The following is a 21,512-nucleotide window of genomic DNA, read 5'->3' as shown; positions in this document are numbered from 1 at the left end:
AACCATAAAATTTAAAAGAATTATTTTCTTAATTTTCAAATTAAAAGCATCTCTATATGGAAAAATATATAATAGGTTTAGATTTAGGAACCAATTCTATTGGTTGGAGCTTAATACAACAACATTTTGAAAATAAATATGGTCGTATTTTGGGATTGGGGACACGTATTATACCTATGTCGCAAGATATAATCAGCGATTTTGGAAAAGGAAAGTCAATTTCTCAAACAGCAGAACGAACCGGCTATCGCAGTACAAGACGATTAAGAGAACGTCATCTTTTAAGAAGAGAACGTTTGCATCGGGTTTTACATCTTTTGGGCTTTTTACCGAAACATTATGATGAGCAAATTGATTTTAAAAAGCATTTTGGAAAGTTCTTTAGTGGTAGTGAACCTAAATTGGTATATAATCAAAATGAGTTTTTATTTAAAGATTCCTTCCTTGAAATGCTGGCCGATTTTAAACAACATCAGCCCGAGTTTTTAAAAGATAAAAAAGGGAACGATTGTTTGATTCCTTACGATTGGACTATATATTTTTTGAGAAAGAAAGCGTTAACGCAAAAAATAGCAAAAGAAGAACTGGCTTGGATTTTATTGAATTTTAACCAAAAAAGGGGCTATTATCAGCTTCGTGGCGAAGAAGAAGAAGAGAATCCGAATAAATTGGTTGTCTTTCATTCCTTGCGAGTATTGGATGTTGTGGCCGATGAAGAGAAAAATAAAAAAGGGGAAACCTGGTATTCTCTTTATTTGGAAAATGGCTGGATTTATCGACGATCCAGTAAGACCAAATTGTACGATTGGAAAGATAAAGTACGCGATTTTATCGTTACTACAGATCTAAATGATGACGGAACCGAGAAACAAGATAAAGACGGAAATGTGAAACGCAGTTTCCGGGCACCAGGTTCCGACGATTGGACCTTGATTAAGAAAAAAACGGAACAAGACATTGGTCAATTGGGGAAAACTGTTGGAACCTATATTTATGATCATTTATTACTAAATCCGAAACAAAAAATAAAAGGGAAATTAGTTCGTACTATCGAACGAAAATTTTATAAGGAAGAATTAGAACAGATTTTAAAAACACAACAGTCTTTTCATGTCGAATTACAAGATACTTTTTTATTGAAAAAATGTATAGAGGAATTGTACCGTCATAATAAAACACAACAACAACAACTTTTTTCAAAAGACTTTGTGTATTTGTTTTTAAAGGATATTATTTTTTACCAACGACCATTACATAGTCAGAAATCCAATGTTTCTAACTGTAGTTTAGAATTTAGAATGACTAAAAATGAAAAGGGGGAAAGTATAGTGCGACCGTTAAAGGTTATCGCAAAATCAAATCCTTATTACCAGGAATTCAGACTTTTACAATGGATTCATAATCTAGCTATTTATCGAAAGGAAGATGATGTAAATGTATCGGACGAATTTTTTAAAACTATAGAAAACAAGGATGAGCTGTTCGATTTTCTAAACCATAAAAAAGAAATCGAACAAAAGGTTTTGATTCGATTTCTGTTGGAGAAGAAAGGTTTTAAAGGCAGAGCATTAACAACCGAAATAGAAAAATACCGTTGGAATTATGTGATGGATAAAAAATATCCATGTAACGAGACAAAAGCAATGTTGTATTCTTGCTTGAGTAAAGTTGATAATGTACCTGCTGATTTTTTAAGTTTCCATCAGGAATTGAATTTATGGCATCTTATTTATTCAGTAACCGATAAAGAAGAATACAACAAAGCATTAATAACATTTGCTCGCAAACATCAATTAAACGAAGAATCATTTTTTGAAGCCTTCCGGAAGTTCCCTCCGTTTAAAAGTGATTACGGTAGTTTTTCTCAAAAAGCAATTTTAAAATTACTTCCGTTAATGCGTTTTGGGAAAAATTGGGATTGGAATCAGATTGATAAAGAATCTCAGGAGCGTATCTCTAAAATTATCACAGGAGAATATGATAAAGAAATAACAGATCGGGTTCGTGAAAAAGCGCAACACTTAACAACGGAAACGGACTTTCAGCAATTACCACTTTGGCTGGCACAATATGTAGTATACGGACGTCATTCTGAAGCAACTAATACCGATAAATGGTACTCTGTAAAAGACCTGGAAAACTATATTGCCTCTTTTAAACAACATTCTTTACGTAATCCTATTGTGGAGCAAATTGTTTTGGAAACATTACGGGTAGTTCGTGATATTTGGATACAATATGGTAAAGGAGCTAAAGATTTCTTTAATGAAATTCATATAGAATTGGGACGTGATCTGAAAAATACTGCCGAAGAACGGGAACGCATCACGACTATGGTTACCGAAAATGAGAATACGAGTCTACGCATCAAAGCGTTATTGGCTGAAATGGCTTTGGATAAAGCCGTTGAAAATGCTCGGCCGTATTCTCCTTCACAACAGGAAATTCTACGGATTTATGAAGATGGCGTTTTAAATTCCGGTATGGATATAGAAGAAGATATTTTAAAAATAAGTAAAACAGCACAACCTTCCAGTAGCGATTTAAAGCGATATAAGCTCTGGCTGGAACAAAAATATCGTTCTCCTTATACCGGACAAATTATTCCGTTAAACAAATTATTTACACCGGAATATGAGATAGAACATATCATTCCGCAAAGCATCTATTTTGACGATAGTTTTAGTAACAAAATTATTTGTGAGGCAGCTGTTAATAAGCTTAAAGATAATACTATCGGGTTGGCGTTTATTAAAAAATTCCATGGACAGATTGTGGATTGTGGAATGGGAAAACAAGTGAAAATATTCGAAGTGTCAGGCTACGAGGAATTTGTAAACCAAAATTATGCTAAAAACAGAGCGAAACGAAACAAATTGCTAATGGAAGATATACCGGAAAAAATGATAGAACGTCAGCTAAATGATACCCGTTATATCAGTAAATATATTTCCGGAATTCTGTCAAATATTGTTCGTTCAGAATCTAACGATGACGGTGTTAATTCTAAAAACCTGATTTCTGGAAATGGTAAAATTACAACAGCTTTAAAACAGGATTGGGGATTAAATGATATTTGGAATGATTTGATTTTACCACGATTTGAACGAATGAATGAACTAACCAATTCATCCGATTTTACATCATGGAATGAAAATTACCAGCAGCATTTGCCAACGGTTCCGCTTGAACTTTCGAAGAACTTTTCTAAAAAACGGATTGATCATCGTCACCATGCTTTAGATGCTTTAATTATTGCCTGTGCAACAAGAGATCATATAAACTTTATGAATAACGAGCATGCGTTAAAGAATTGGAAAACAAAAGAAGAAAAACAAAAATTCCGTTTTGATTTACGAGCCAAATTGTGTGATAAGAAATATAATAATGGCTCTTCCGAAAACTATAAATGGGTATTTAAAAAGCCATGGGAAACTTTTACAACCGATAGTAAAGATGAATTAGAAAGAATAGTGGTAAGTTTTAAACAAAATCTACGTGTTATCAATAAGGCGACCAATTATTATGAAAAATGGATAGATAAAAACGGAGAAAAGGTAAAAGAAACAGTGAAGCAGGAAGGTATTAATTGGGCAATCCGAAAACCATTGCATAAAGAAACTGTTTCGGGCAAAATAAGTTTAGATCGTATAAAAGTAGGGAAGGGAAAGATTTTAACCGCTACAAGAAAATCGTTGGATAGCTCTTTTAATGAAAACAATATAGAAACAATAACGGATACTGGAATTCAAAAAATAGTAAGTAATTACCTCAAGAGTAAAAACAACGATTCGGAAATTGCTTTTTCGCCTGAAGGAATAGAAGAAATGAATCAGAATATACGGGATTATAATGAAGGTAAATTACACCAACCTATTTTAAAAGTTAGGGTTTTCGAGCAAGGGAGTAAATTTCAATTAGGAGAAACGGGTAATAAAACAAAAAAATATGTAGAAGCAGCTAAAGGGACTAACTTGTTTTTTGCGGTTTATCAGGATAAAAGTGGTAAAAGAAATTATGATACTATCGCCTTAAATCTGGTTATTGAAAGACAAAAACAAGGTTTGCCGTCCGTTCCAGAAATAAATGAAAAAGGACATCAATTGCTATTTACATTATCTCCTAATGATTTGGTTTATGTACCAATGGATGAAGAAGATATTTCCGGAATTAACTTTAATAATTTGAATAAAGAACAAGTCAACCGATTATATAAAATGGTAAGTAGTACTGGTAGTGAATGTCATTTTATTCATTCAAGGGTTGCTACGTTAATTAAAAATTATGATTCTAAAAGTAAGATTGGTGAGTTTGGTAGTTTAAATAAATTGGAAGTAACAATGGATAATTCGGTTCGTATAAAAGAAAAATGCATCAAATTGAAAGTAGATCGATTGGGAAATATATTTAAAGCTTAAGTAATGTTAAAACGTACTATCTATATCGGCAATCTTTCTTATCTGAAAGTAAAAGATAATCAGTTGTATATAGAAGAGCCTTTATCGAAAGAAATAAAAGGGGTTATTCCGATAGAAGATATTGGTTTTTTAATATTGGATCATCCACAAATAACTCTTTCTAATCCTTTAATTGTGATGATGCAGCAGTATAATGTTGCTATTATTAGTTGTGATGAATCGCATTTACCTTTGGGATTGATGTTACCGATAAGTGGGCATGTGGAACATTCAGAACGATTAAAACACCAGATTGCAATTTCGGAGCCTTTACGAAAACAGCTTTGGAAACAGACGGTCGAATCTAAAATTTTTCAACAAAAAGAGCTTTTGCGCAAACTGAAGTTGCCACATGATACATTAAGTAAATATATGAATGATGTTAAGTCAGGAGATAGTACAAATATGGAAGGCATAGCAGCTCAATATTATTGGAGCCAATTATTTGATAATTTTTTACGGGAACGAAAAGGAGAGGCTCCTAATAATTTTTTAAATTTTGGATATGCTATTTTAAGAAGCATGGTGGCACGTGCTTTGGTGTGTAGCGGTTTACATCCTACTATTGGAATTTTTCACAGAAATAAGTACAATGCATATTGTCTTGCAGACGATATAATGGAGCCTTACCGACCTTATGTAGACGAGATGGTTTGGGAATGGATGGCTAATCCAATAGCAACACATGAATTGGATAAGAATGCTAAATCCCATTTATTACAATTGGCGACACGAGATGTTTACATCAATGGTTTACAGCGACCATTAATGACAGCGCTAAGCATTACGACGAGTTCATTATGCCGCTGTTATATGGGAGTAAGTAGAGTGATTCATTACCCTATTTTTAGATGAGTTTTAGCCGTTTTAATGCCTATCGGATTATGTGGATTATGGTGTTTTTTGATTTGCCAACAGAAACGAAAAAGCAACGGAGTGTTGCTACTAAATTCCGTAAAGCATTATTGGACGATGGATTTAATATGTTTCAGTTTTCGATCTATTTACGACATTGTCCAAGTAAAGAGAATGCAGAAGTTCATATCAAAAGAATAAAAAAAAGCTTACCTAATGAAGGAAAGGTTGGTATTTTGTCGATTACCGATAAGCAATTTGAGCAAATGGAATTATTCTTTGCTAAAAAAGAAGCTAGGCTACCTACTATACCGCAACAATTGGAATTGTTTTAATAGAAATAAAAAAATGCCTTGATAATTCATTTTATCAGGCATTTTTTATTATTTTTTTATTTTGTAGATTATACCAAAACCCTTGTGTTTACAAGGTTTCCAAAGAGGTTGGAATCGTATTCGATAAAACTACAAAAATTTGAAAGGAATTCACAACAAGCACTAAGCCATTTAAAAAAGGTGACAAGTTGGAATCGTATTCGATAAAACTACAAAAATTTGAAAGGAATTCACAACACAGTCACGTTCAAAACTGGTTTATTGTCTGTTGGAATCGTATTCGATAAAACTACAAAAATTTGAAAGGAATTCACAACAAGTTGGCCTATACCATTCTTGTGTCGGTTGTTGGAATCGTATTCGATAAAACTACAAAAATTTGAAAGGAATTCACAACTCACCGCCAATCGTACACGAACGAACGTTTGTTGGAATCGTATTCGATAAAACTACAAAAATTTGAAAGGAATTCACAACAAGTTGGCGAGCCGGCCACGTTAATACCAAGTTGGAATCGTATTCGATAAAACTACAAAAATTTGAAAGGAATTCACAACTCGTCCGCCCGTTATTAAATCGGTAGCTTCGTTGGAATCGTATTCGATAAAACTACAAAAATTTGAAAGGAATTCACAACGGGTAGGTAAAACTACTATGATTACTAAATGTTGGAATCGTATTCGATAAAACTACAAAAATTTGAAAGGAATTCATTGCCTTAATAATTGATAGTATCTACTTTAAGTGTTTTTTATTTTTACCCACAAAAGAGAAATTTTACTACATTCGTATCGAAATAATCCGCTTGATGGAATAGAAGAGCAGATACAACCCCAAAACCAAACCAAAAACTATAAAAAATGGAACAAAAAGAACCAGGAGCTTTAACAAACGAGGAGCTAGTGCAGGCAATAAAAAAAATGAAAACCACCCGATTTTACGATGCCGGGATTATTGGTTTTTTAATAGGAGTAGCCTGTTATGGTACCATTAAAGGCGGATTTGGGATATTTACCTTTATTCCGCTTGTCTATATCCCTATTGCGACAAAGAACACCAAAAAATACACTGCGTTAAAAGAACAGCTAAAAGAAAGAGGCTTATAATAAAAAAACACCTGACCCGTTTTCAAAACGGGTCAGGTGTTTAAATAAATGCGTCCATAAAAAACTACGACATTGCTATCGTAGTTTTTTTATTGTAAATGAGGTAAGCTTATTCGGCTTCTACCATCGTATGATACACGTTCATCACGTCGTCATCTTCCTCAATTTTTTCCAATAGTTTTTCCACATCCGCTACCTGATCGGCAGTAAGGGTTTTGGTTACTTGCGGAATACGGTCAAAACCGGACGAAAGGATCTCGATATTGCGGTTTTCCAATTCTTTCTGGATCGCTCCAAAACTTTCGAATGGCGCATACATCATGATACCGTCTTCATCGGCAAAGATTTCTTCCACACCAAAATCGATCATTTCCAATTCCAGTTCCTCTACATCCTGACCTTCGGCCGGGATTCGGAAATTACAAGTATGATCAAACATAAATTCTACCGAACCCTGTGTACCCAGTGTTCCGTTACATTTGTTAAAATAGCTACGGATATTCGCTACGGTACGGTTATTATTGTCGGTAGCTGTTTCAATTAAAATCGCAATTCCGTGTGGCGCATAGCCTTCAAATAAAACCTCTTTATAGTTGGCCGTATCTTTATCGGATGCTTTTTTTATCGCACGTTCTACGTTATCTTTTGGCATGTTGGCCGCTTTGGCATTTTGCATCACCGCACGCAAACGGGAGTTGGTCTCCGGGTTTGGTCCGCCTTCTTTAACCGCCATTACGATATCTTTCCCAATTCTGGTAAACGTTTTGGCCATTGCCGACCAACGTTTCATTTTTCTTGCTTTTCTAAATTCAAACGCTCTTCCCATAAGAGTTATATTGTATTTGTTTATAGTTTGTAAAAACAGCCTGCAAAAATAAAATTATTACAGCACTTTAACAAAAAAAGAGACTTTTTTAAAGTCCCTTTTCCTGTGATTATTTTTTGTAAAATGGTAATTTAACCACTTTTGCAGCTACATCATTTTTTCGGATTCGGATCGCAATTTCACTGTCAACTGCCGAAAAAGCAGTCGGTACATAGCCTAAACCAATACCTTTGTTTAGCGATGGCGACATGGTTCCGGAGGTAACTACGCCGATTACATTGCCGTCTTTGTCTACGATTTCATAGTCATGACGTGGAATACCTCTTTCGGTTAATTCGAAAGCGACTAATTTTCGGGAAACTCCGGCTTCTTTTTGTGCTTTCAGGTTTGCGGAATTCACAAACGCTTTATCGAATTTAGTGATCCACCCCAATCCGGCTTCTAATGGGGAAGTCGTATCGTTGATGTCGTTTCCGTATAAGCAGAAGCCCATTTCCAGACGTAAGGTATCACGGGCAGCCAATCCGATTGGTTTGATTCCGAATGCCGCTCCGGCTTCGAATACCTTGTTCCAGATGGTTTCGGCATCTTCATTTTTAAAGTAGATCTCAAATCCGCCTGATCCGGTATAACCCGTAGCCGAAATGATGACGTCTTTTACACCGGCAAATTCACCCATTTGAAACGAATAATACGGCATATTAGCCAAATCGATTGCCGTTAACGATTGCATCGCTTCGGCTGCTTTTGGTCCCTGGATGGCTAATAACGAATAGGCATCGGATGCATTTTCCATAGTCACACCCAAATCGTTGTGCTGTGAAATCCAGTTCCAGTCTTTTTCAATGTTGGAAGCGTTAACGACTAACAGGTAGTTGTTATCGGCAATTTTATAAATAATAAGATCGTCCACAATACCGCCTTCGTTGTTGGGAAGACACGAATATTGTGCTTTTCCATCCACTAATTTAGAAGCGTCGTTAGACGTTACTTTTTGGATCAAAGCCAGGGCATTTTCGCCACGAAGGAAAAATTCACCCATATGGGACACATCAAAAACACCTACGCCGTTACGAACCGTTTCATGCTCAATGTTAACTCCTTCGTACTGAACAGGCATGTTATATCCTGCAAACGGAACCATTTTAGCTCCCAAACTTTCGTGAACGTGCGTTAATGCTGTATTTTTCATTTTGTGCTGTATATTTATTTTAGGCCGCTAATGTATTGATTTTTTACGGAGTGGCAAAGTGTTTTACTGTCTGAGATAATCTTTGAGTTCTTCGTAATTTCGAATCAGAATACTTTGTTTGGGTTTGTCCATCATTTCTTGAAGGGATTCCGGAATGAGCAAGCCGTGGTTTAAATACGATTGAACGGTGCCCAGAAATTTTACCGGATGGGCTGTTTCGAGAAATAATCCGGTTATATCGGGATTATGAGCTAGTTTTTTTTGCAATCCGAGGTAGCCAACCGCACCATGCGGATCCATGATATACTGCACTTTTTGGAAAACCGATTCCATTGCGATTCGCGTTTCGGTATCACTAAAGGTATAGGACGAAAAGTCTTTTTTTAGTTGATTCAGATCACGAGCATACAATTCCTGTATACGGATAAAATTACTGGGATCGCTCACATCCATTGCATTCGAAACGGTACAGATCGTCGCTTTGGGTTGGTAAATCCCATTATCCAGATAGCGCGGAACGGTATCGTTGGCATTAGTGGCCGCAATAAAATGGGCGATCGGTAAGCCGAGTTTTTTGGCCAGCATTCCGGCACCGATATTGCCAAAGTTACCACTTGGACAGGAAACATATAGTGGTTTTCCGGTGTCCTGGAGAACTTTATACGCAAAGAAAAAATAACACATCTGTGGTAACCAACGCGCCACATTGATTGAATTGGCCGAGGTTAGGTTTTTGGTTTTCAGATCGCTATCCTGAAATGCTTTTTTAACCATCGCCTGACAATCGTCAAACGACCCCTGAACTTCCAGTGCGCTAATGTTTTGTCCCAAAGTGGTTAATTGGGCTTCCTGTATCGGACTGACTTTTCCTTTGGGATAGAGCACGACCACATCGACATTTTTTATGCCCAGAAAACCATTGGCTACGGCGCCACCGGTATCACCCGAAGTAGCGACAAGAATGGTTGTTTTCCGGTTGTTTTCCCGGTTAAAATACGCCAGACAACGCGACATAAAACGCGCACCAACATCCTTAAATGCGAGTGTCGGCCCGTGGAAAAGTTCCAGAGTATAAATATCTTTTTCTATCGGAACGACCGGAAAGTCAAATGAAAAGGTTTCGTTGATTATCTGTTGTAACTCATTTTCCGGAAGGGTATCTCCGATAAAAGGTGCCAGAACTGTATAGGCAATACTCGGGTTGTCTCTTTTGTTTAATGCCGTAAAAAAAGAGCCGGGTAGTGGTGTTATTTTTTCCGGGAAATACAAACCTCCATCGGGGCCAATACTCTGTAAAACGGCTTCCCGAAACCCGACGCGGTGTTGTTTGTTCGTAAGACTATAATAGTTCATAATACTGTTTTTAACTGTTAATTAATTGTACTCCCCGGGTTGCAACCGGCGATACGTAAACTTCAAAGGGTATTCCGGTTTCGGTATATTTTTGTTCCATTGCAAAAGCTACTTTATGAGTTGTTTCAAGATCTTTATTTAAAGTAAAAACAGAAGGCCCTGATCCGGAGATTCCAACGCCTAAAGCACCGTGTTGCAATGCGGTTTCTTTTATCAGATCAAACCCCGGAATATAACCTGCCCGTAAAGGTTCAACGATCCGATCGTGAAGCGAACGACGTATCAGTTCGTAATCGCTGGTATACAAACCGGCAATTAATCCGCCCAGATTTCCCGATTGGGCAATAGCTTTTTTTAGCGGAATTTGGGTTGGTAATACGGCACGCATTTCGGATGTTTTTAATTCGATCTGCGGATGAATAACAGTGGCATATAATTCGGACGGTACCGGTAAAGCTACCACATCCAATGGTTCGTAACCGCGAATAAGTGTAAAACCACCCAAAAGTGCCGGAGCAACATTATCGGCATGTTCGCAACCACTCGCTACGGCTTCTCCTTTCATGGCAAATGGAATAAGTTCCTTTGTGCTGAATGGATTACCCAATAGCATATTGATGCCGAAAACGGCTCCGGCAGCACTTGCGGCAGAACTGCCAATGCCACTTCCAGCCTTGATTTTTTTATGAATTACGATATCAAAACCACAATCGGGTTGTAGGACTTCCAATAAAGCCATAGCAGCCACTCCGGCTACGTTTTGTGCGGCTTTCAGTGGTAAGTCGGCTCCGGTTATCCCGATGATGCGGATACCTTTTTGGGTGGTTTGTGTCACAATCATTTCGTCCCCGATGGTGTCGAGACACAAGCCCAATACATCGAATCCGCAGGATACATTGGCAACGGTTGCCGGGCAAAACAGGCGTATAGTTTTCATGTCCATTCGTTTTAAAGGTTTCCAATTCGTATGACATCGGCAAAAACTCCCGATGCGGTTACCGCGGCTCCGGCTCCGGCGCCTTTAATCTGTAACGGCTGTTCGGCATAGCGATCGGTATAAAACAAAACAATGTTGTCTTTGCCTTCCAAATGATAAAACGGATGCTCTTTGTTAATATATTGCAGCCCTACGCTGGCTTTTCCGTTTTCAAATCGGGCGACATATTTTAAACGACAGGATTGCTGTTCGGCCTTGTTATATAAGGCTTCAAAATGGGAAGCATGCTGTTGTAAGGACTCAAAAAACGCAGCAGTTGATTCGGCTTGTAAAACAGGATCCGGTAAAAAAGAATCGTTTGCAATTGCGTCGATTTCCATCGGATAACCGCTTTCCCGAATCAGAATCAGGATTTTCCGCATCACATCGATACCACTCAGATCGAGCTTCGGATTGGGTTCTGTGTAGCCTTCCTGTTGTGCCTGAAGGACAATATCATGGAAGCTTTTACCAGATTTAAAGTTATTAAAGATAAAGTTTAAACTACCCGATAAAACCGCTTGAATCTGATGTACTTTGTCACCCGATGCAATTAGGTTTTTTAAAGTATCGATAATAGGCAATCCAGCACCGACATTGGTTTCGAACAGGAAAGGCGCATTGTATTTTTTGGATAGCTTTTTTAATTGCTCGTATTCGGAATATTCCGAGGAACAGGCAATTTTATTACAGGTAACCACAGCGACGTTTTGCGCCAGGAATCGTTTGTAAAGTGATGCTATTTTTTCGGAAGCGGTATTGTCGATAAAAATACTGTTCGGAAGATTTAATGCTTCAATCCGGTTTATAAAGTGTTCCGGGTTGCTGTCTTCGCCCGATTCCAGTGCGGCTTTCCAGTTGTCGAGCGCAATACCATCTACATCAAAATGCAGTTTACGGGAATTGGAAATCCCAACAACACGGAGGTTTAATTTCAGGTTATCCCGTAAATAATCCGCTTGCTGGTGCAGTTGTTCGAGTAATTTTCCGCCTACATTGCCCACGCCACAAATAAAGAGATGCAACTGTTTGATATCATCTTCAAAAAAACATTCGTGCAGTACATTCAGTGCTTTGACAACATCTTTTTTATCGATAACAGCCGAAATATTGCGTTCGGAAGCACCCTGAGCGATAGCGCGAACATTGACGTTGTTTCTTCCGAGTGTACTAAACATTTTACCGCTTAGTCCCTGGTGATTTTTCATGTTTTCGCCAACCAACGCAATAATGCTAAGGTTTTTTTCCAGATATACCGGTTTGATTTTTTGCAATCGGATTTCGTATTGAAAGAGCATATCGATTGCCTTTTTGGCGCGTTGTGCCTGTTCTTCCTGTATGCCGATACAAATAGAATGCTCCGAAGAAGCCTGTGTAATAAACACGATATTAATTCCTTCGCGGGCAACGGCTCCAAACAGTTTTTCGGAAACTCCGGCCACGCCAATCAGCCCGGAACCTTCCAGCGTTAGCAGGGCGATATTTTCGATATGACTAATCCCTTTTACCGGTTCGTTACTGGAAGTGGAATCCGAAGCGATATGCGTTCCCGGTGCGTCCGGATCAAATGTATTTTTAATATAAACCGGAATGTTTTTGTTGAGCACCGGCTGTAATGTAGGCGCATACAGAACCTTGGCTCCAAAATGAGACAATTCCATGGCTTCTTTATAACTGATCCCGGCAATGGCACGCGCTTGTTTTACGAGCTTCGGATTAGCAGTGTACATACCATTCACGTCAGTCCATATTTGTAACTCAACTGCATCCAAAGAAGCCGCAATCACAGCGGCAGTATAATCGGAGCCACCACGACCGAGCGTTGTAGTATGCCCATTATGGGACTCGGCTATAAAACCGGGAAGTATGGTGCTATTGGCTTGGTTTTTATCGAAATAATACTGGATGGCATAATTGCTGGTTTCGAAATCAACTGCGGCGTTTCCAAATTGTTCGTTGGTTTTGATGAGTTCCCGACTGTCGCAATAGGCAACTTTACCGGTATTGGATTGTAATTTTGCAAATAGGATTCGGGATGAAAATAATTCGCCATACGACAGGATGGTATCGTTTGTTTTAGCCGATAGTTCACCCAATAAAAAACAACCGTCTAATAGGGAAGCAATAGTCACAAAGCCCGATTTGATATAGGATTGTAGTTCGCTATTATCCTGATCCGGAAGTAGCTTTTGTACGACTTCATAATGTCTTTTTTGAAGTTCGGTCAGAATGTTTTTATAGCGAAGGTCACGGTTTTTAGCCTGATTAATGGCTTCCGATAGCGAATCGGTTACACCGGCCAAAGCCGATACAACCACTACTTTTTTTCCGGGTATATTTTGTATTACTGCAATAGCCTTTTTGATATTCTGTTCGTTTGCGACAGAAGTACCTCCAAATTTTAATACTTTCATAGTACTATAGAATTAGGGCCTGTAACTGTTTCCAGTGAAAGGCATAGGATTAAAAAATAAAAATGAAATGGATTCGTTTGAAAATAAACGACTTAGTGGTGTTAGTAAATAACACGTAGCTACACTGGACTATATGAAATGATTATACCCCGAACGGGGTAGTAGTGGTTGTTGTAGTGGTAATAATAGAAATGACAGCCGAAGAAGATTCGGTTGCTATAAGGAACTTATATTTTCTATTAGCTGTTAGCATTGTTACAAATATAGAAGTTTTTGTTTAGAAAAAGCTTTTTTTGTAAATTTATAGGATGTCAAAAATGGTTAATATATGGACAATCTGATAAAAGTCGATAAAAACGTAGTACTACAGCGGTTTCATCCCATTGGTAAATTTTCGCATAAAGGCATACAGGGACATGCTTTGATCATCGGTGGAAGTTATGGCAAAATTGGTGCGCCTTGTTTGTCGGCCAAAGCCTGTTTGAAATCGGGCGCGGGATTGGTAACGGCTTATATTCCCAAATGTGGTTATGAAATTATGCAGACGGCACTTCCGGAAGTTATGGTGGAAACCGACGATTATCCGACACATATCCGGGCAATCGAGACGAAACTAAAAATACAGGCGGTTGGAATCGGTATCGGAATTGGTCAGCATCTGGAAACCCATCAGGCTGTCTTTCATTTTTTAAAACTAAATAAAGCGCCTTTGGTAATCGATGCCGACGGGATTAATATTCTATCAGAAAACAAAGAATGGCTGGAGTTTTTACCAGCCAAAACCATTTTGACACCGCATGTAAAAGAATTGGAACGACTAATAGGTGCCTGGAAAAACGAAGCGGATAAAATGGAAAAAGTAAAAACACTTTCCAAAACATTCGATATTGTAATGGTGATTAAAGGGGCACCAACGCGCATTGTTTATCAGGATCAGGTTTTTGAAAACACAACCGGGAACCAGTCTTTGGCAACTGCAGGAAGCGGCGATGTCTTAACGGGGATTATAACCGGCCTGTTGGCACAGGCTTATGATCCGGTGGATGCGGCTGTTACCGGCGTTTTTATTCATGGGCTGACGGCCGATATTGCTTTGCCGGAATTGGGCTATCATGCTTTTGTGGCTTCCGATAGCATTGCGTATCTCGGGAAAGCGTTCCATACATTATATGAATAAAAACGCTTCCGATCCGGAAGCGTTTTTTGTTATTGTACACCTTGTTTGGTGAAAAGTTCGGTAAGTTGCGGATCCGATGGTCGTGGCGCATCGGCCGTAACGATGTTTCCGTTGGGATCGACCAGGATAAATCTTGGAATACTTTCAATACCGTATTCTTTTATAAACTGTGAACTCCAGTCGTTATCCGCAAATAACTGAATACCGCCTAGTTTTTTCTCATCTACCAGTTTTTTCCATTTGTCGTAGTCTTTTTTGGCATCGATCGAAATACTTACAAATTCGATGTTTTTACCGTGGTATTGTTCTTCCACTTTTTGAAGGTGTGGAATTTCCTGACGACACGGACCGCACCAGGTTGCCCATACGTCGATATATACAAATTTACCTTTTAGGTTGTCTAATGAAGTCTGACCGCCTTTGTAGTTTTCATAATTGAATTTAGGCGATGGTTTTCCAGGGATCAATCCTTTGATTTTGTTGAATTTTTCAGTTAAGTCTTCCTTGAATTTGGTGTCGGTAGACAACGCCATGATTTCTTTGTACAAGGTTTCCGATTCGGTATTTCCGGCACGAATCTGGTAGCCTAAGTTTTGTAGAAAACTGTTTTTGATGTTCGGACTTTTTATTTTTTTGATTTCCGTTAAAATACGATCGCTTAATTCTTTTTCGGTCATATTTGCGCTGTTTTCCGATACTTTCTGATTAAAACGCGCAGCAATCAATTGTTTGTACGGATTGGAAAACAAGAAGTCGGTATCGCTATCCATATCAAGGGTAGTATCGAATTTTGGGAAGCTTTCAGAAGGTTTAAAGTTTTCCTTTTTGGCATAATGCGCATGATACGCCGGGTAGTTTAACAATAAAAGTTGTTCGAAATAGTCAATACTTTTTTGCTCGTTCTTTTTAAAACCGGCATCGGTAAATTTGGTACTGTTATACAATCCCAATACGGCATTTTTTAATGCTTTGTTTTTATTAAGATAGGTAGTTTCGTCCTGACTGTAAAAGGTCTGTGGATTGCCAAGCATGCTATTTACCAATTGACTTTTCTTAACCAGATATTGATTTTCAACACTGCCATTTCCGGAAAAAGCAAGTGAGGGATTAAAATTAGCATCGTCGGCGGTAATGTTTAGTTTGGTTCCTTTAGCCAGATATAAGGCAGCACGGTTGTTTTTGGTGCTTAACGTATAGGAACCGCTATACGAAATAGGGAAAGTTTCTGAAAACGAACCGTCGGATTTTAACGTAATCTCTTTGTAAAAACTTTCGCCTTTGATTTTGATCTTTTTTTCTTCGGTATTGCTGATTTTTCCGGATATCGTAATCGTTTCTGCCGGTAGCGCAAACGACGACAATACAAGGAGCATCAACAAATAAAGTGTGTTTTTCATTGAAAATAGTTTTTAGTTGGTTTTTTAGGAGTTCAAATATAAGGATTGTTGTTTGTATAATAACATCCGAAATAGGTATAATATAGTTTGTTTTTTAGGCATATTTTATGGAATTTTGAGCAATTAATTTTTTAGACAAAAATGGACACAATACATTATATAAGCTCCGATGTGATTTCACTGGAGTTACTGCAGGAAATCATTTCGCAAAACAGGAAACTGGAGTTGTCGGAAGAGGCACGTGTAAACATCGAAAAATGCCGCGCCTATCTGGATGCCAAAATGGAATCGCATGGCGAGCCGATTTACGGAATTAACACTGGTTTTGGCTCTTTGTGTAATGTGAAAATTTCAAATGAAAACCTGTCTAAGTTACAGGAAAACCTGGTAAAATCGCATGCTTGCGGTACCGGTGATGAAGTGCCGCATGAGATTGTGAAAATCATGTTGTTACTTAAAATCAAATCGTTAAGCTTTGGTCATTCGGGTGTACAGTTAAAAACCGTTGAACGATTGATCGATTTCTATAACAACGATGTTTTACCGGTGATTTATACGCAGGGATCGTTAGGTGCATCCGGCGATTTGGCACCACTGGCGCATTTGTCGTTACCGTTAATCGGAGAAGGAGAAGTGTATCTGGACGGATTCCGCCAACCGGCTAAAAAAGTCCTTGAAAAAATGGGATGGGAGCCAATCGTATTGCAATCCAAAGAAGGATTGGCGTTGTTAAACGGAACGCAGTTTATGAGTGCTTATGGTGCTTATGTATTACTAAAAGCGAGTAAATATGCGTATCTGGCCGATCTTATCGGAGCCATTTCTCTGGAAGGATTTGATGGACGAATTGAACCGTTTAACGAACTGATTCATTTGGTTCGTCCGCATAAAGGACAAATCAATACGGCAAAACGCTTCCAGGAGTTACTGGAAGACAGTGAAATTATAGCACAACCTAAAAAACATGTTCAGGATCCGTATTCGTTCCGTTGTATTCCTCAGGTACACGGTGCTTCAAAAGATACGATCGATTATGTAAAACGTGTTTTTAAAACGGAAATCAATTCGGTTACCGATAACCCTAATATTTTTATTGAAACGGATGAAATTATTTCCGGTGGAAACTTCCACGGTCAGCCATTGGCATTGGCGTTGGATTTCCTTGGAATCGCGTTAGCCGAACTGGGTAATATTTCCGAAAGACGTACGTATCAGTTAATTTCAGGATTACGCGATTTACCGGCCTTTTTGGTTAGCGATCCGGGCTTGAATTCCGGCTTTATGATTCCGCAATATACCGCTGCAAGTATCGTAAGTCAGAACAAACAATATGCGACTCCGGCCAGTATCGATAGTATCGTATCGTCTAATGGTCAGGAAGATCATGTGAGTATGGGAGCAAACGCGGCTACCAAAGCGTTGAAAATTATGGAAAACCTTGAGCGTATTCTGGCTATTGAGTTAATGAATGCTTCTCAGGCTATTGAATTCAGACGACCATTACAGTCAAGTGAGTTTATCGAAAGCTTCCTGAAATTATACCGCGAAGAAGTACCTTTAGTAACAGAAGACCGAATTTTACATTATGATATCGAAAAATCGGTAGCGTTTTTAAACAGCTTCCAGATGGATGAAGTATTGTTTGAGTAATACGTCAGATCTGGCTATATAATTTTTTACACCTGACAGGTTTTTAAAACCTGTCAGGTGTTTTCATATTACGGTTCAATTAAATAATAAAATGGAAAATTTTAATAGAAAAAAACACTGGGAAATCATTTACGAAAATAAACCGTTGGAAACCGTAAGTTGGTACCAGCCCAATCCGGAGACATCTTTATATTTTATAGAACAAGCTCATTTACCAAAGTCAGCTAAGATTATTGATATTGGCGGCGGTGATAGTTTTTTAGTGGATCATTTGTTAGAATTGGGTTATACCAATATTACAGTTTTGGATATTTCGGAAGCGGCAATTGAGCGAGCCAAAACCCGATTGGGAACTAAAGCCACTTTGGTAAAATGGATTGTAGCCGATGTTACCGATTTTGATCCCACGGAACAGTATGACTTCTGGCATGATCGCGCGGCATTTCATTTTTTAACCGATCAGAAAGATGTGGATACGTATCTGAAAACGACAGCCAAAGCGATTGCTCAAAACGGAAATATGATCATTGGAACATTTTCGGAACAAGGGCCTGAAAAATGTAGCGGTATTCCAATTAAGCAATATTCGGAAGAAAGTATGACTACTTTATTTCAAACGGATTTTGAAACGGTGAGCTGTCTTATAGTTGATCATGACACACCGTTTGACACGATTCAGAATTTCGTGTTTTGTCATTTTCGAAAAAAATAAAAATCATCAGCGGGTAAATGCTGTTATTGTATAACACCTGACAGGTTTTCGAAACTTGTCAGGTGTGACTATAGAATAAAAGCAGCTGATTGCATATACAGTCAGGTGTTTTTTATTATAAGAAATACAGGCTTAGTAATCCTAAAGCAGCGGGAACACTTTGTACCATTAAGATTGATTTTTGTACGGTGATTGCGCCATACACTCCGGCTACGAATACGCAACCCAAAAAGAAAGTAGCAATATGAATACTCCATTGCAAGTCGCAAATCAGTAGCGACCAGATCAGACCGGCAGCGAGAAATCCGTTATATAATCCCTGGTTTCCGGCCATTTGCCTGGTTTTTTCAAACATTTCTTCCGGTACCGATTTAAAAACTTTTTTGGCACGCGTAGTCCACGCAAACATTTCCAGCCATACGATATAAAGGTGCAGTAAGGCTATACATCCGATAATAATCTTTGAAAGTAACGTCATAAGAGATTTGGATTTAGGTTATTCGGAATGATCCAGTATTCGTTCTATTCTTTTATCCGGAATGAGCCACATAATGGCTACCAGAACGTAAAATGCACCGGCAATTAGTCCGTTGTAATTGGAGGCGATTATCCCTAAGATATAAAAAACGGGGGATAGTTTTCCTTTACTATCTTTTCCGATGGCTTTGGATAAAACCGAATCCGGACCGTGTTTTTTCAGGATCAGATATTGCAGTATAAAATAGGCTAATGCACATAATAACAGCACGATTCCGTAGAGCATCATTGGAATAGGAGCAAAATGATTTTCGCCTATCCATGCGGTTGCGAAGGGTATCATTGACAACCAAAACAATAAATGCAGGTTGGCCCATAAGATACCACCCGAAATTTGTTTTACCGTATGCAGCATATGGTGGTGGTTGTTCCAATAGATGCCTACATAGATAAAACTCAAAACATAACTCAGGAATACTGGCAAAATAGGTTTTAACGCACTAAAACTTACCTCGTGCGGCACTTTGATTTCCAAAACCATAATGGTAATAATAATGGCGAGTACGCCGTCGCTAAAAGCTTCCAGTCGGGTTTTGTTCATAGGGGAGGATTTAAAGGTTTTCGTTGCGCAGGGTTTTGTGAATCCTGCGTTTGTGATGGGTTTGACGTAAATTCTGATCACCGGAGATTACACTGATGTTTCCATCGATTTCCAGCATGGCCAGTTTGACGTCTTTGTAACGCTCGATTCCGTGTTCGCGGATGGCTTCATATAACTCGTCGGATGTAATACCGAGTCGGCTTAAGGTGTCGAATTCCAGTTTTCCGTTATGGATCAGGATTTCCGGTTTGTCTTGTAGCAGATTACTGAGTTTTTTGTATTTAAACAGTAACTTTTTAAAGATAAAGTTGATGATAAACAGCACCAATGCGGCCGCTAATCCTCCCGAAAGACTGGAATCACTTCCAACCATGGCGTTCTGAACAGCATTACTGATCAGTAATATCAGGATGACATCGGCCGTATTGAGCTGCGATAATTGTTTTTTACCAAATACACGGAGCGCTACCACCATAAAGATATATACGGCGGAACTTCTGACGATTATATCCAGGTAGGCTTCCATATCAGGTGTTTATTTCCATTTAAAGTTTTTCTCGATGGCTTTGATCATTTCACCTGCAATGTCCTTTTGTGTCGCGCCTTCGATCCCTTCCAATCCGGGCGAGGAGTTCACTTCCAGTAATAACGGTCCTTTTGACGAACGGATAATATCTACTCCGGCAACTTTTAAATTCATTGCTTTAGCTGCTTTGATTGCAATGCGTTTTTCTTCGGCCGTTACTTTTACAACTGATGCCGTTCCGCCCAAGTGGATATTGGCCCGGAATTCGCCAGGTAAAGCTTCCCGCTGCATGGCGGCAACCACTTTTCCGTCGACTACAAACAAACGAAGGTCTTTTCCGTTGGCTTCTTTGATAAATTCCTGTACGAGGATGTTGGCATTTAAGCTTTTAAAAGCATTGATTACACTTTCTGCTGCTTTTTTAGTTTCAGCCAATACAACACCTTTTCCTTGCGTTCCTTCCAGTAATTTTACAATTAAAGGTGAACCGCCAACCATTTTGATAAGGTCATTGGTATCGAGTGGGGAATTGGCAAATCCCGTAGTTGGGATATCAACGCCATTGTTAAGTAGCAATTGCAGGGAAAACAGTTTGTCGCGCGATTGACTGATTGCTGCGGAGCTGTTTAAACTAAAAACTTTTAGTGCTTCGAATTGTCGCGTTAAGGCACAACCGTAATAAGTCATACTGGGACGAATTCGGGGAATTACGGCATCAAAGTCGTTTAAAACCCTACCACCACGGTAATGAATTTCCGGAGCCGTAGCATCCAGTTTCATATAACAGTATTTCAGGTTTAAGAAATGCATTTCGTGTCCGCGCATTTCTCCGGCTTCTATAATACGTTTATTACTATAAAGTTCCGGGTTACTGGCCAATAAACCGATACGAAGACCTTTTTTGGCGGTATCTTCGCTATAATAGTATTCTTTGATTTTTTCTTTTGTTGGATGACCCAAAAGGTATTTTTGTTCCGGATCTACCAATATACGTCCCGACATGGCTTCCCGTCCCAAAAGCATACGGAATCCCATCGAGTCACGATTGGTTAGTGTTAGTTCCACATCCCATTCGCTACCACCGATTTCCAGTACGGTACGGATCACATAACGCAGTTCGCGATAACCACTGGAGCTTTTAACCACACGCTTGTCAATTAAAAGTGCTTCGCAATGAATAACGGCTTTGATGTTATTCTGTATTGGGTTAATATCGAATTTTACCCAGTTTTCACCATTTTTTTCAAATGGTACAATGTTGGTGGCATGCAATGCCGAAGTTTTTGCCCCGGAATCAACCCGGGCTTTGATGGTTGGAATTCCAAGAGCAGGGAAAGAGCACCATTCTTCACTACCTACAATAACTTTGTCTAGCATTTCTTTGTTTGTATTTGTAATTCTAAAGTACTACTTTTTTTGAAATGCCAAACACATTTGCTTAAAAAAGAAAAAACCTAC

The 21,512-nt window shown here is 38.6% G+C and carries 17 protein-coding genes and 1 CRISPR repeat array; of the genes, 7 read left to right on the top strand and 10 right to left on the bottom strand.

The window, feature by feature from the left end:
• Positions 1-56 precede the first annotated feature (56 nt).
• The 4 genes from cas9 to E6C50_RS03150 all read left to right on the top strand — a co-directional run bounded on the left by cas9 (position 57) and on the right by E6C50_RS03150 (position 6,753).
• Positions 57-4,418: a type II CRISPR RNA-guided endonuclease Cas9 gene (gene cas9 / locus E6C50_RS03165; protein WP_136401739.1), complete on the top strand. Its 4,362-nt coding sequence runs from the start codon at positions 57-59 to the stop codon at positions 4,416-4,418.
• A gap of 3 nt (positions 4,419-4,421) precedes the next feature.
• Positions 4,422-5,312, top strand: a complete 891-nt coding sequence (gene cas1 / locus E6C50_RS03160) for a type II CRISPR-associated endonuclease Cas1 (RefSeq protein WP_136401738.1) — start codon at positions 4,422-4,424, stop codon at positions 5,310-5,312.
• On the top strand, positions 5,309-5,647 hold the full coding sequence (gene cas2, locus E6C50_RS03155) for a CRISPR-associated endonuclease Cas2 (protein WP_136401737.1): 339 nt from the start codon (positions 5,309-5,311) through the stop codon (positions 5,645-5,647). The genes cas1 and cas2 overlap by 4 nt, the downstream gene beginning before the upstream one ends.
• Positions 5,648-5,754: 107 nt before the next feature.
• Positions 5,755-6,364: direct repeats of the CRISPR family, unit length 50 nt; unit sequence GTTGGAATCGTATTCGATAAAACTACAAAAATTTGAAAGGAATTCACAAC.
• A gap of 143 nt (positions 6,365-6,507) precedes the next feature.
• Positions 6,508-6,753, top strand: a complete 246-nt coding sequence (locus E6C50_RS03150) for an FUSC family protein (RefSeq protein ID WP_136401736.1) — start codon at positions 6,508-6,510, stop codon at positions 6,751-6,753.
• A gap of 109 nt (positions 6,754-6,862) precedes the next feature.
• On the opposite strand, the gene E6C50_RS03145 is transcribed toward E6C50_RS03150, so the two are convergent.
• From E6C50_RS03145 to thrA, 5 genes are all read right to left on the bottom strand, one after another.
• Positions 6,863-7,579 (bottom strand): YebC/PmpR family DNA-binding transcriptional regulator, encoded by a 717-nt coding sequence (locus tag E6C50_RS03145; RefSeq protein WP_136401735.1) that lies wholly within the window; start codon positions 7,577-7,579, stop codon positions 6,863-6,865.
• A 109-nt stretch (positions 7,580-7,688) separates the two neighbouring features.
• Positions 7,689-8,771: a glycine cleavage system aminomethyltransferase GcvT gene (gene gcvT, locus E6C50_RS03140; protein ID WP_136401734.1), complete on the bottom strand. Its 1,083-nt coding sequence runs from the start codon at positions 8,769-8,771 to the stop codon at positions 7,689-7,691.
• A gap of 63 nt (positions 8,772-8,834) precedes the next feature.
• Positions 8,835-10,124: a threonine synthase gene (thrC, locus tag E6C50_RS03135; RefSeq protein WP_136401733.1), complete on the bottom strand. Its 1,290-nt coding sequence runs from the start codon at positions 10,122-10,124 to the stop codon at positions 8,835-8,837.
• A gap of 10 nt (positions 10,125-10,134) precedes the next feature.
• Positions 10,135-11,061, bottom strand: a complete 927-nt coding sequence (locus tag E6C50_RS03130; protein ID WP_136401732.1) for a homoserine kinase — start codon at positions 11,059-11,061, stop codon at positions 10,135-10,137.
• 11 nt (positions 11,062-11,072) lie between these two features.
• Entirely contained in the window at positions 11,073-13,514 is a 2,442-nt protein-coding gene (gene thrA, locus E6C50_RS03125) for a bifunctional aspartate kinase/homoserine dehydrogenase I (protein WP_136401731.1), read from the bottom strand.
• Positions 13,515-13,842: 328 nt separating this feature from the next.
• Between thrA and E6C50_RS03120 the strand changes: the two genes are divergently transcribed.
• Positions 13,843-14,691: an NAD(P)H-hydrate dehydratase gene (locus E6C50_RS03120; RefSeq protein WP_136401730.1), complete on the top strand. Its 849-nt coding sequence runs from the start codon at positions 13,843-13,845 to the stop codon at positions 14,689-14,691.
• Between the two features lie 29 nt (positions 14,692-14,720).
• Here E6C50_RS03120 and E6C50_RS03115 read toward each other — a convergent pair whose 3' ends face one another.
• The gene (locus tag E6C50_RS03115; protein ID WP_136401729.1) at positions 14,721-16,088 is read right to left on the bottom strand and encodes a TlpA family protein disulfide reductase; all 1,368 of its coding nucleotides are present in this window, start codon (positions 16,086-16,088) and stop codon (positions 14,721-14,723) included.
• 141 nt (positions 16,089-16,229) lie between these two features.
• Between E6C50_RS03115 and hutH the strand changes: the two genes are divergently transcribed.
• Complete coding sequence (gene hutH, locus E6C50_RS03110; protein ID WP_136401728.1) at positions 16,230-17,738, top strand: histidine ammonia-lyase; 1,509 nt, start codon at positions 16,230-16,232, stop codon at positions 17,736-17,738.
• A gap of 91 nt (positions 17,739-17,829) precedes the next feature.
• Positions 17,830-18,450: a class I SAM-dependent methyltransferase gene (locus E6C50_RS03105; protein ID WP_136401727.1), complete on the top strand. Its 621-nt coding sequence runs from the start codon at positions 17,830-17,832 to the stop codon at positions 18,448-18,450.
• Between the two features lie 115 nt (positions 18,451-18,565).
• Here E6C50_RS03105 and E6C50_RS03100 read toward each other — a convergent pair whose 3' ends face one another.
• The 4 genes from E6C50_RS03100 to rimK are packed head-to-tail and all read right to left on the bottom strand — an operon-like array spanning position 18,566 to position 21,431.
• Positions 18,566-18,928, bottom strand: coding sequence for a DUF1304 domain-containing protein (locus E6C50_RS03100; protein ID WP_136401726.1), 363 nt, complete (start codon positions 18,926-18,928; stop codon positions 18,566-18,568).
• Positions 18,929-18,946: 18 nt separating this feature from the next.
• On the bottom strand, positions 18,947-19,528 hold the full coding sequence (locus E6C50_RS03095) for a TMEM175 family protein (protein ID WP_136401725.1): 582 nt from the start codon (positions 19,526-19,528) through the stop codon (positions 18,947-18,949).
• A 10-nt stretch (positions 19,529-19,538) separates the two neighbouring features.
• On the bottom strand, positions 19,539-20,054 hold the full coding sequence (locus E6C50_RS03090) for a DUF421 domain-containing protein (protein ID WP_136401724.1): 516 nt from the start codon (positions 20,052-20,054) through the stop codon (positions 19,539-19,541).
• 9 nt (positions 20,055-20,063) lie between these two features.
• Positions 20,064-21,431: a 30S ribosomal protein S6--L-glutamate ligase gene (gene rimK / locus E6C50_RS03085; protein ID WP_136401723.1), complete on the bottom strand. Its 1,368-nt coding sequence runs from the start codon at positions 21,429-21,431 to the stop codon at positions 20,064-20,066.
• Between the last annotated feature and the right edge of the window lie 81 nt (positions 21,432-21,512).

It is taken from the genome of Flavobacterium supellecticarium, from assembly GCF_004801375.1.
Taxonomy (GTDB): Bacteria; Bacteroidota; Bacteroidia; order Flavobacteriales; family Flavobacteriaceae; genus Flavobacterium; species Flavobacterium supellecticarium.
Note: the sequence above shows the minus strand (reverse complement) of the source record. Positions and strands in the feature narration are given on the sequence as shown.

Bases quoted from the DNA above. Each gene is read 5' to 3' on its own strand.
- cas9 (WP_136401739.1), top strand. From the start codon at position 57: ATGGAAAAATATATAATAGGTTTAGATTTAGGAACCAATTCTATTGGT.
- cas1 (WP_136401738.1), top strand. From the start codon at position 4,422: ATGTTAAAACGTACTATCTATATCGGCAATCTTTCTTATCTGAAAGTA.
- cas2 (WP_136401737.1), top strand. From the start codon at position 5,309: ATGAGTTTTAGCCGTTTTAATGCCTATCGGATTATGTGGATTATGGTG.
- E6C50_RS03150 (WP_136401736.1), top strand. From the start codon at position 6,508: ATGGAACAAAAAGAACCAGGAGCTTTAACAAACGAGGAGCTAGTGCAG.
- E6C50_RS03145 (WP_136401735.1), bottom strand. From the start codon at position 7,579: ATGGGAAGAGCGTTTGAATTTAGAAAAGCAAGAAAAATGAAACGTTGG.
- gcvT (WP_136401734.1), bottom strand. From the start codon at position 8,771: ATGAAAAATACAGCATTAACGCACGTTCACGAAAGTTTGGGAGCTAAA.
- thrC (WP_136401733.1), bottom strand. From the start codon at position 10,124: ATGAACTATTATAGTCTTACGAACAAACAACACCGCGTCGGGTTTCGG.
- E6C50_RS03130 (WP_136401732.1), bottom strand. From the start codon at position 11,061: ATGAAAACTATACGCCTGTTTTGCCCGGCAACCGTTGCCAATGTATCC.
- thrA (WP_136401731.1), bottom strand. From the start codon at position 13,514: ATGAAAGTATTAAAATTTGGAGGTACTTCTGTCGCAAACGAACAGAAT.
- E6C50_RS03120 (WP_136401730.1), top strand. From the start codon at position 13,843: ATGGACAATCTGATAAAAGTCGATAAAAACGTAGTACTACAGCGGTTT.
- E6C50_RS03115 (WP_136401729.1), bottom strand. From the start codon at position 16,088: ATGAAAAACACACTTTATTTGTTGATGCTCCTTGTATTGTCGTCGTTT.
- hutH (WP_136401728.1), top strand. From the start codon at position 16,230: ATGGACACAATACATTATATAAGCTCCGATGTGATTTCACTGGAGTTA.
- E6C50_RS03105 (WP_136401727.1), top strand. From the start codon at position 17,830: ATGGAAAATTTTAATAGAAAAAAACACTGGGAAATCATTTACGAAAAT.
- E6C50_RS03100 (WP_136401726.1), bottom strand. From the start codon at position 18,928: ATGACGTTACTTTCAAAGATTATTATCGGATGTATAGCCTTACTGCAC.
- E6C50_RS03095 (WP_136401725.1), bottom strand. From the start codon at position 19,528: ATGAACAAAACCCGACTGGAAGCTTTTAGCGACGGCGTACTCGCCATT.
- E6C50_RS03090 (WP_136401724.1), bottom strand. From the start codon at position 20,054: ATGGAAGCCTACCTGGATATAATCGTCAGAAGTTCCGCCGTATATATC.
- rimK (WP_136401723.1), bottom strand. From the start codon at position 21,431: ATGCTAGACAAAGTTATTGTAGGTAGTGAAGAATGGTGCTCTTTCCCT.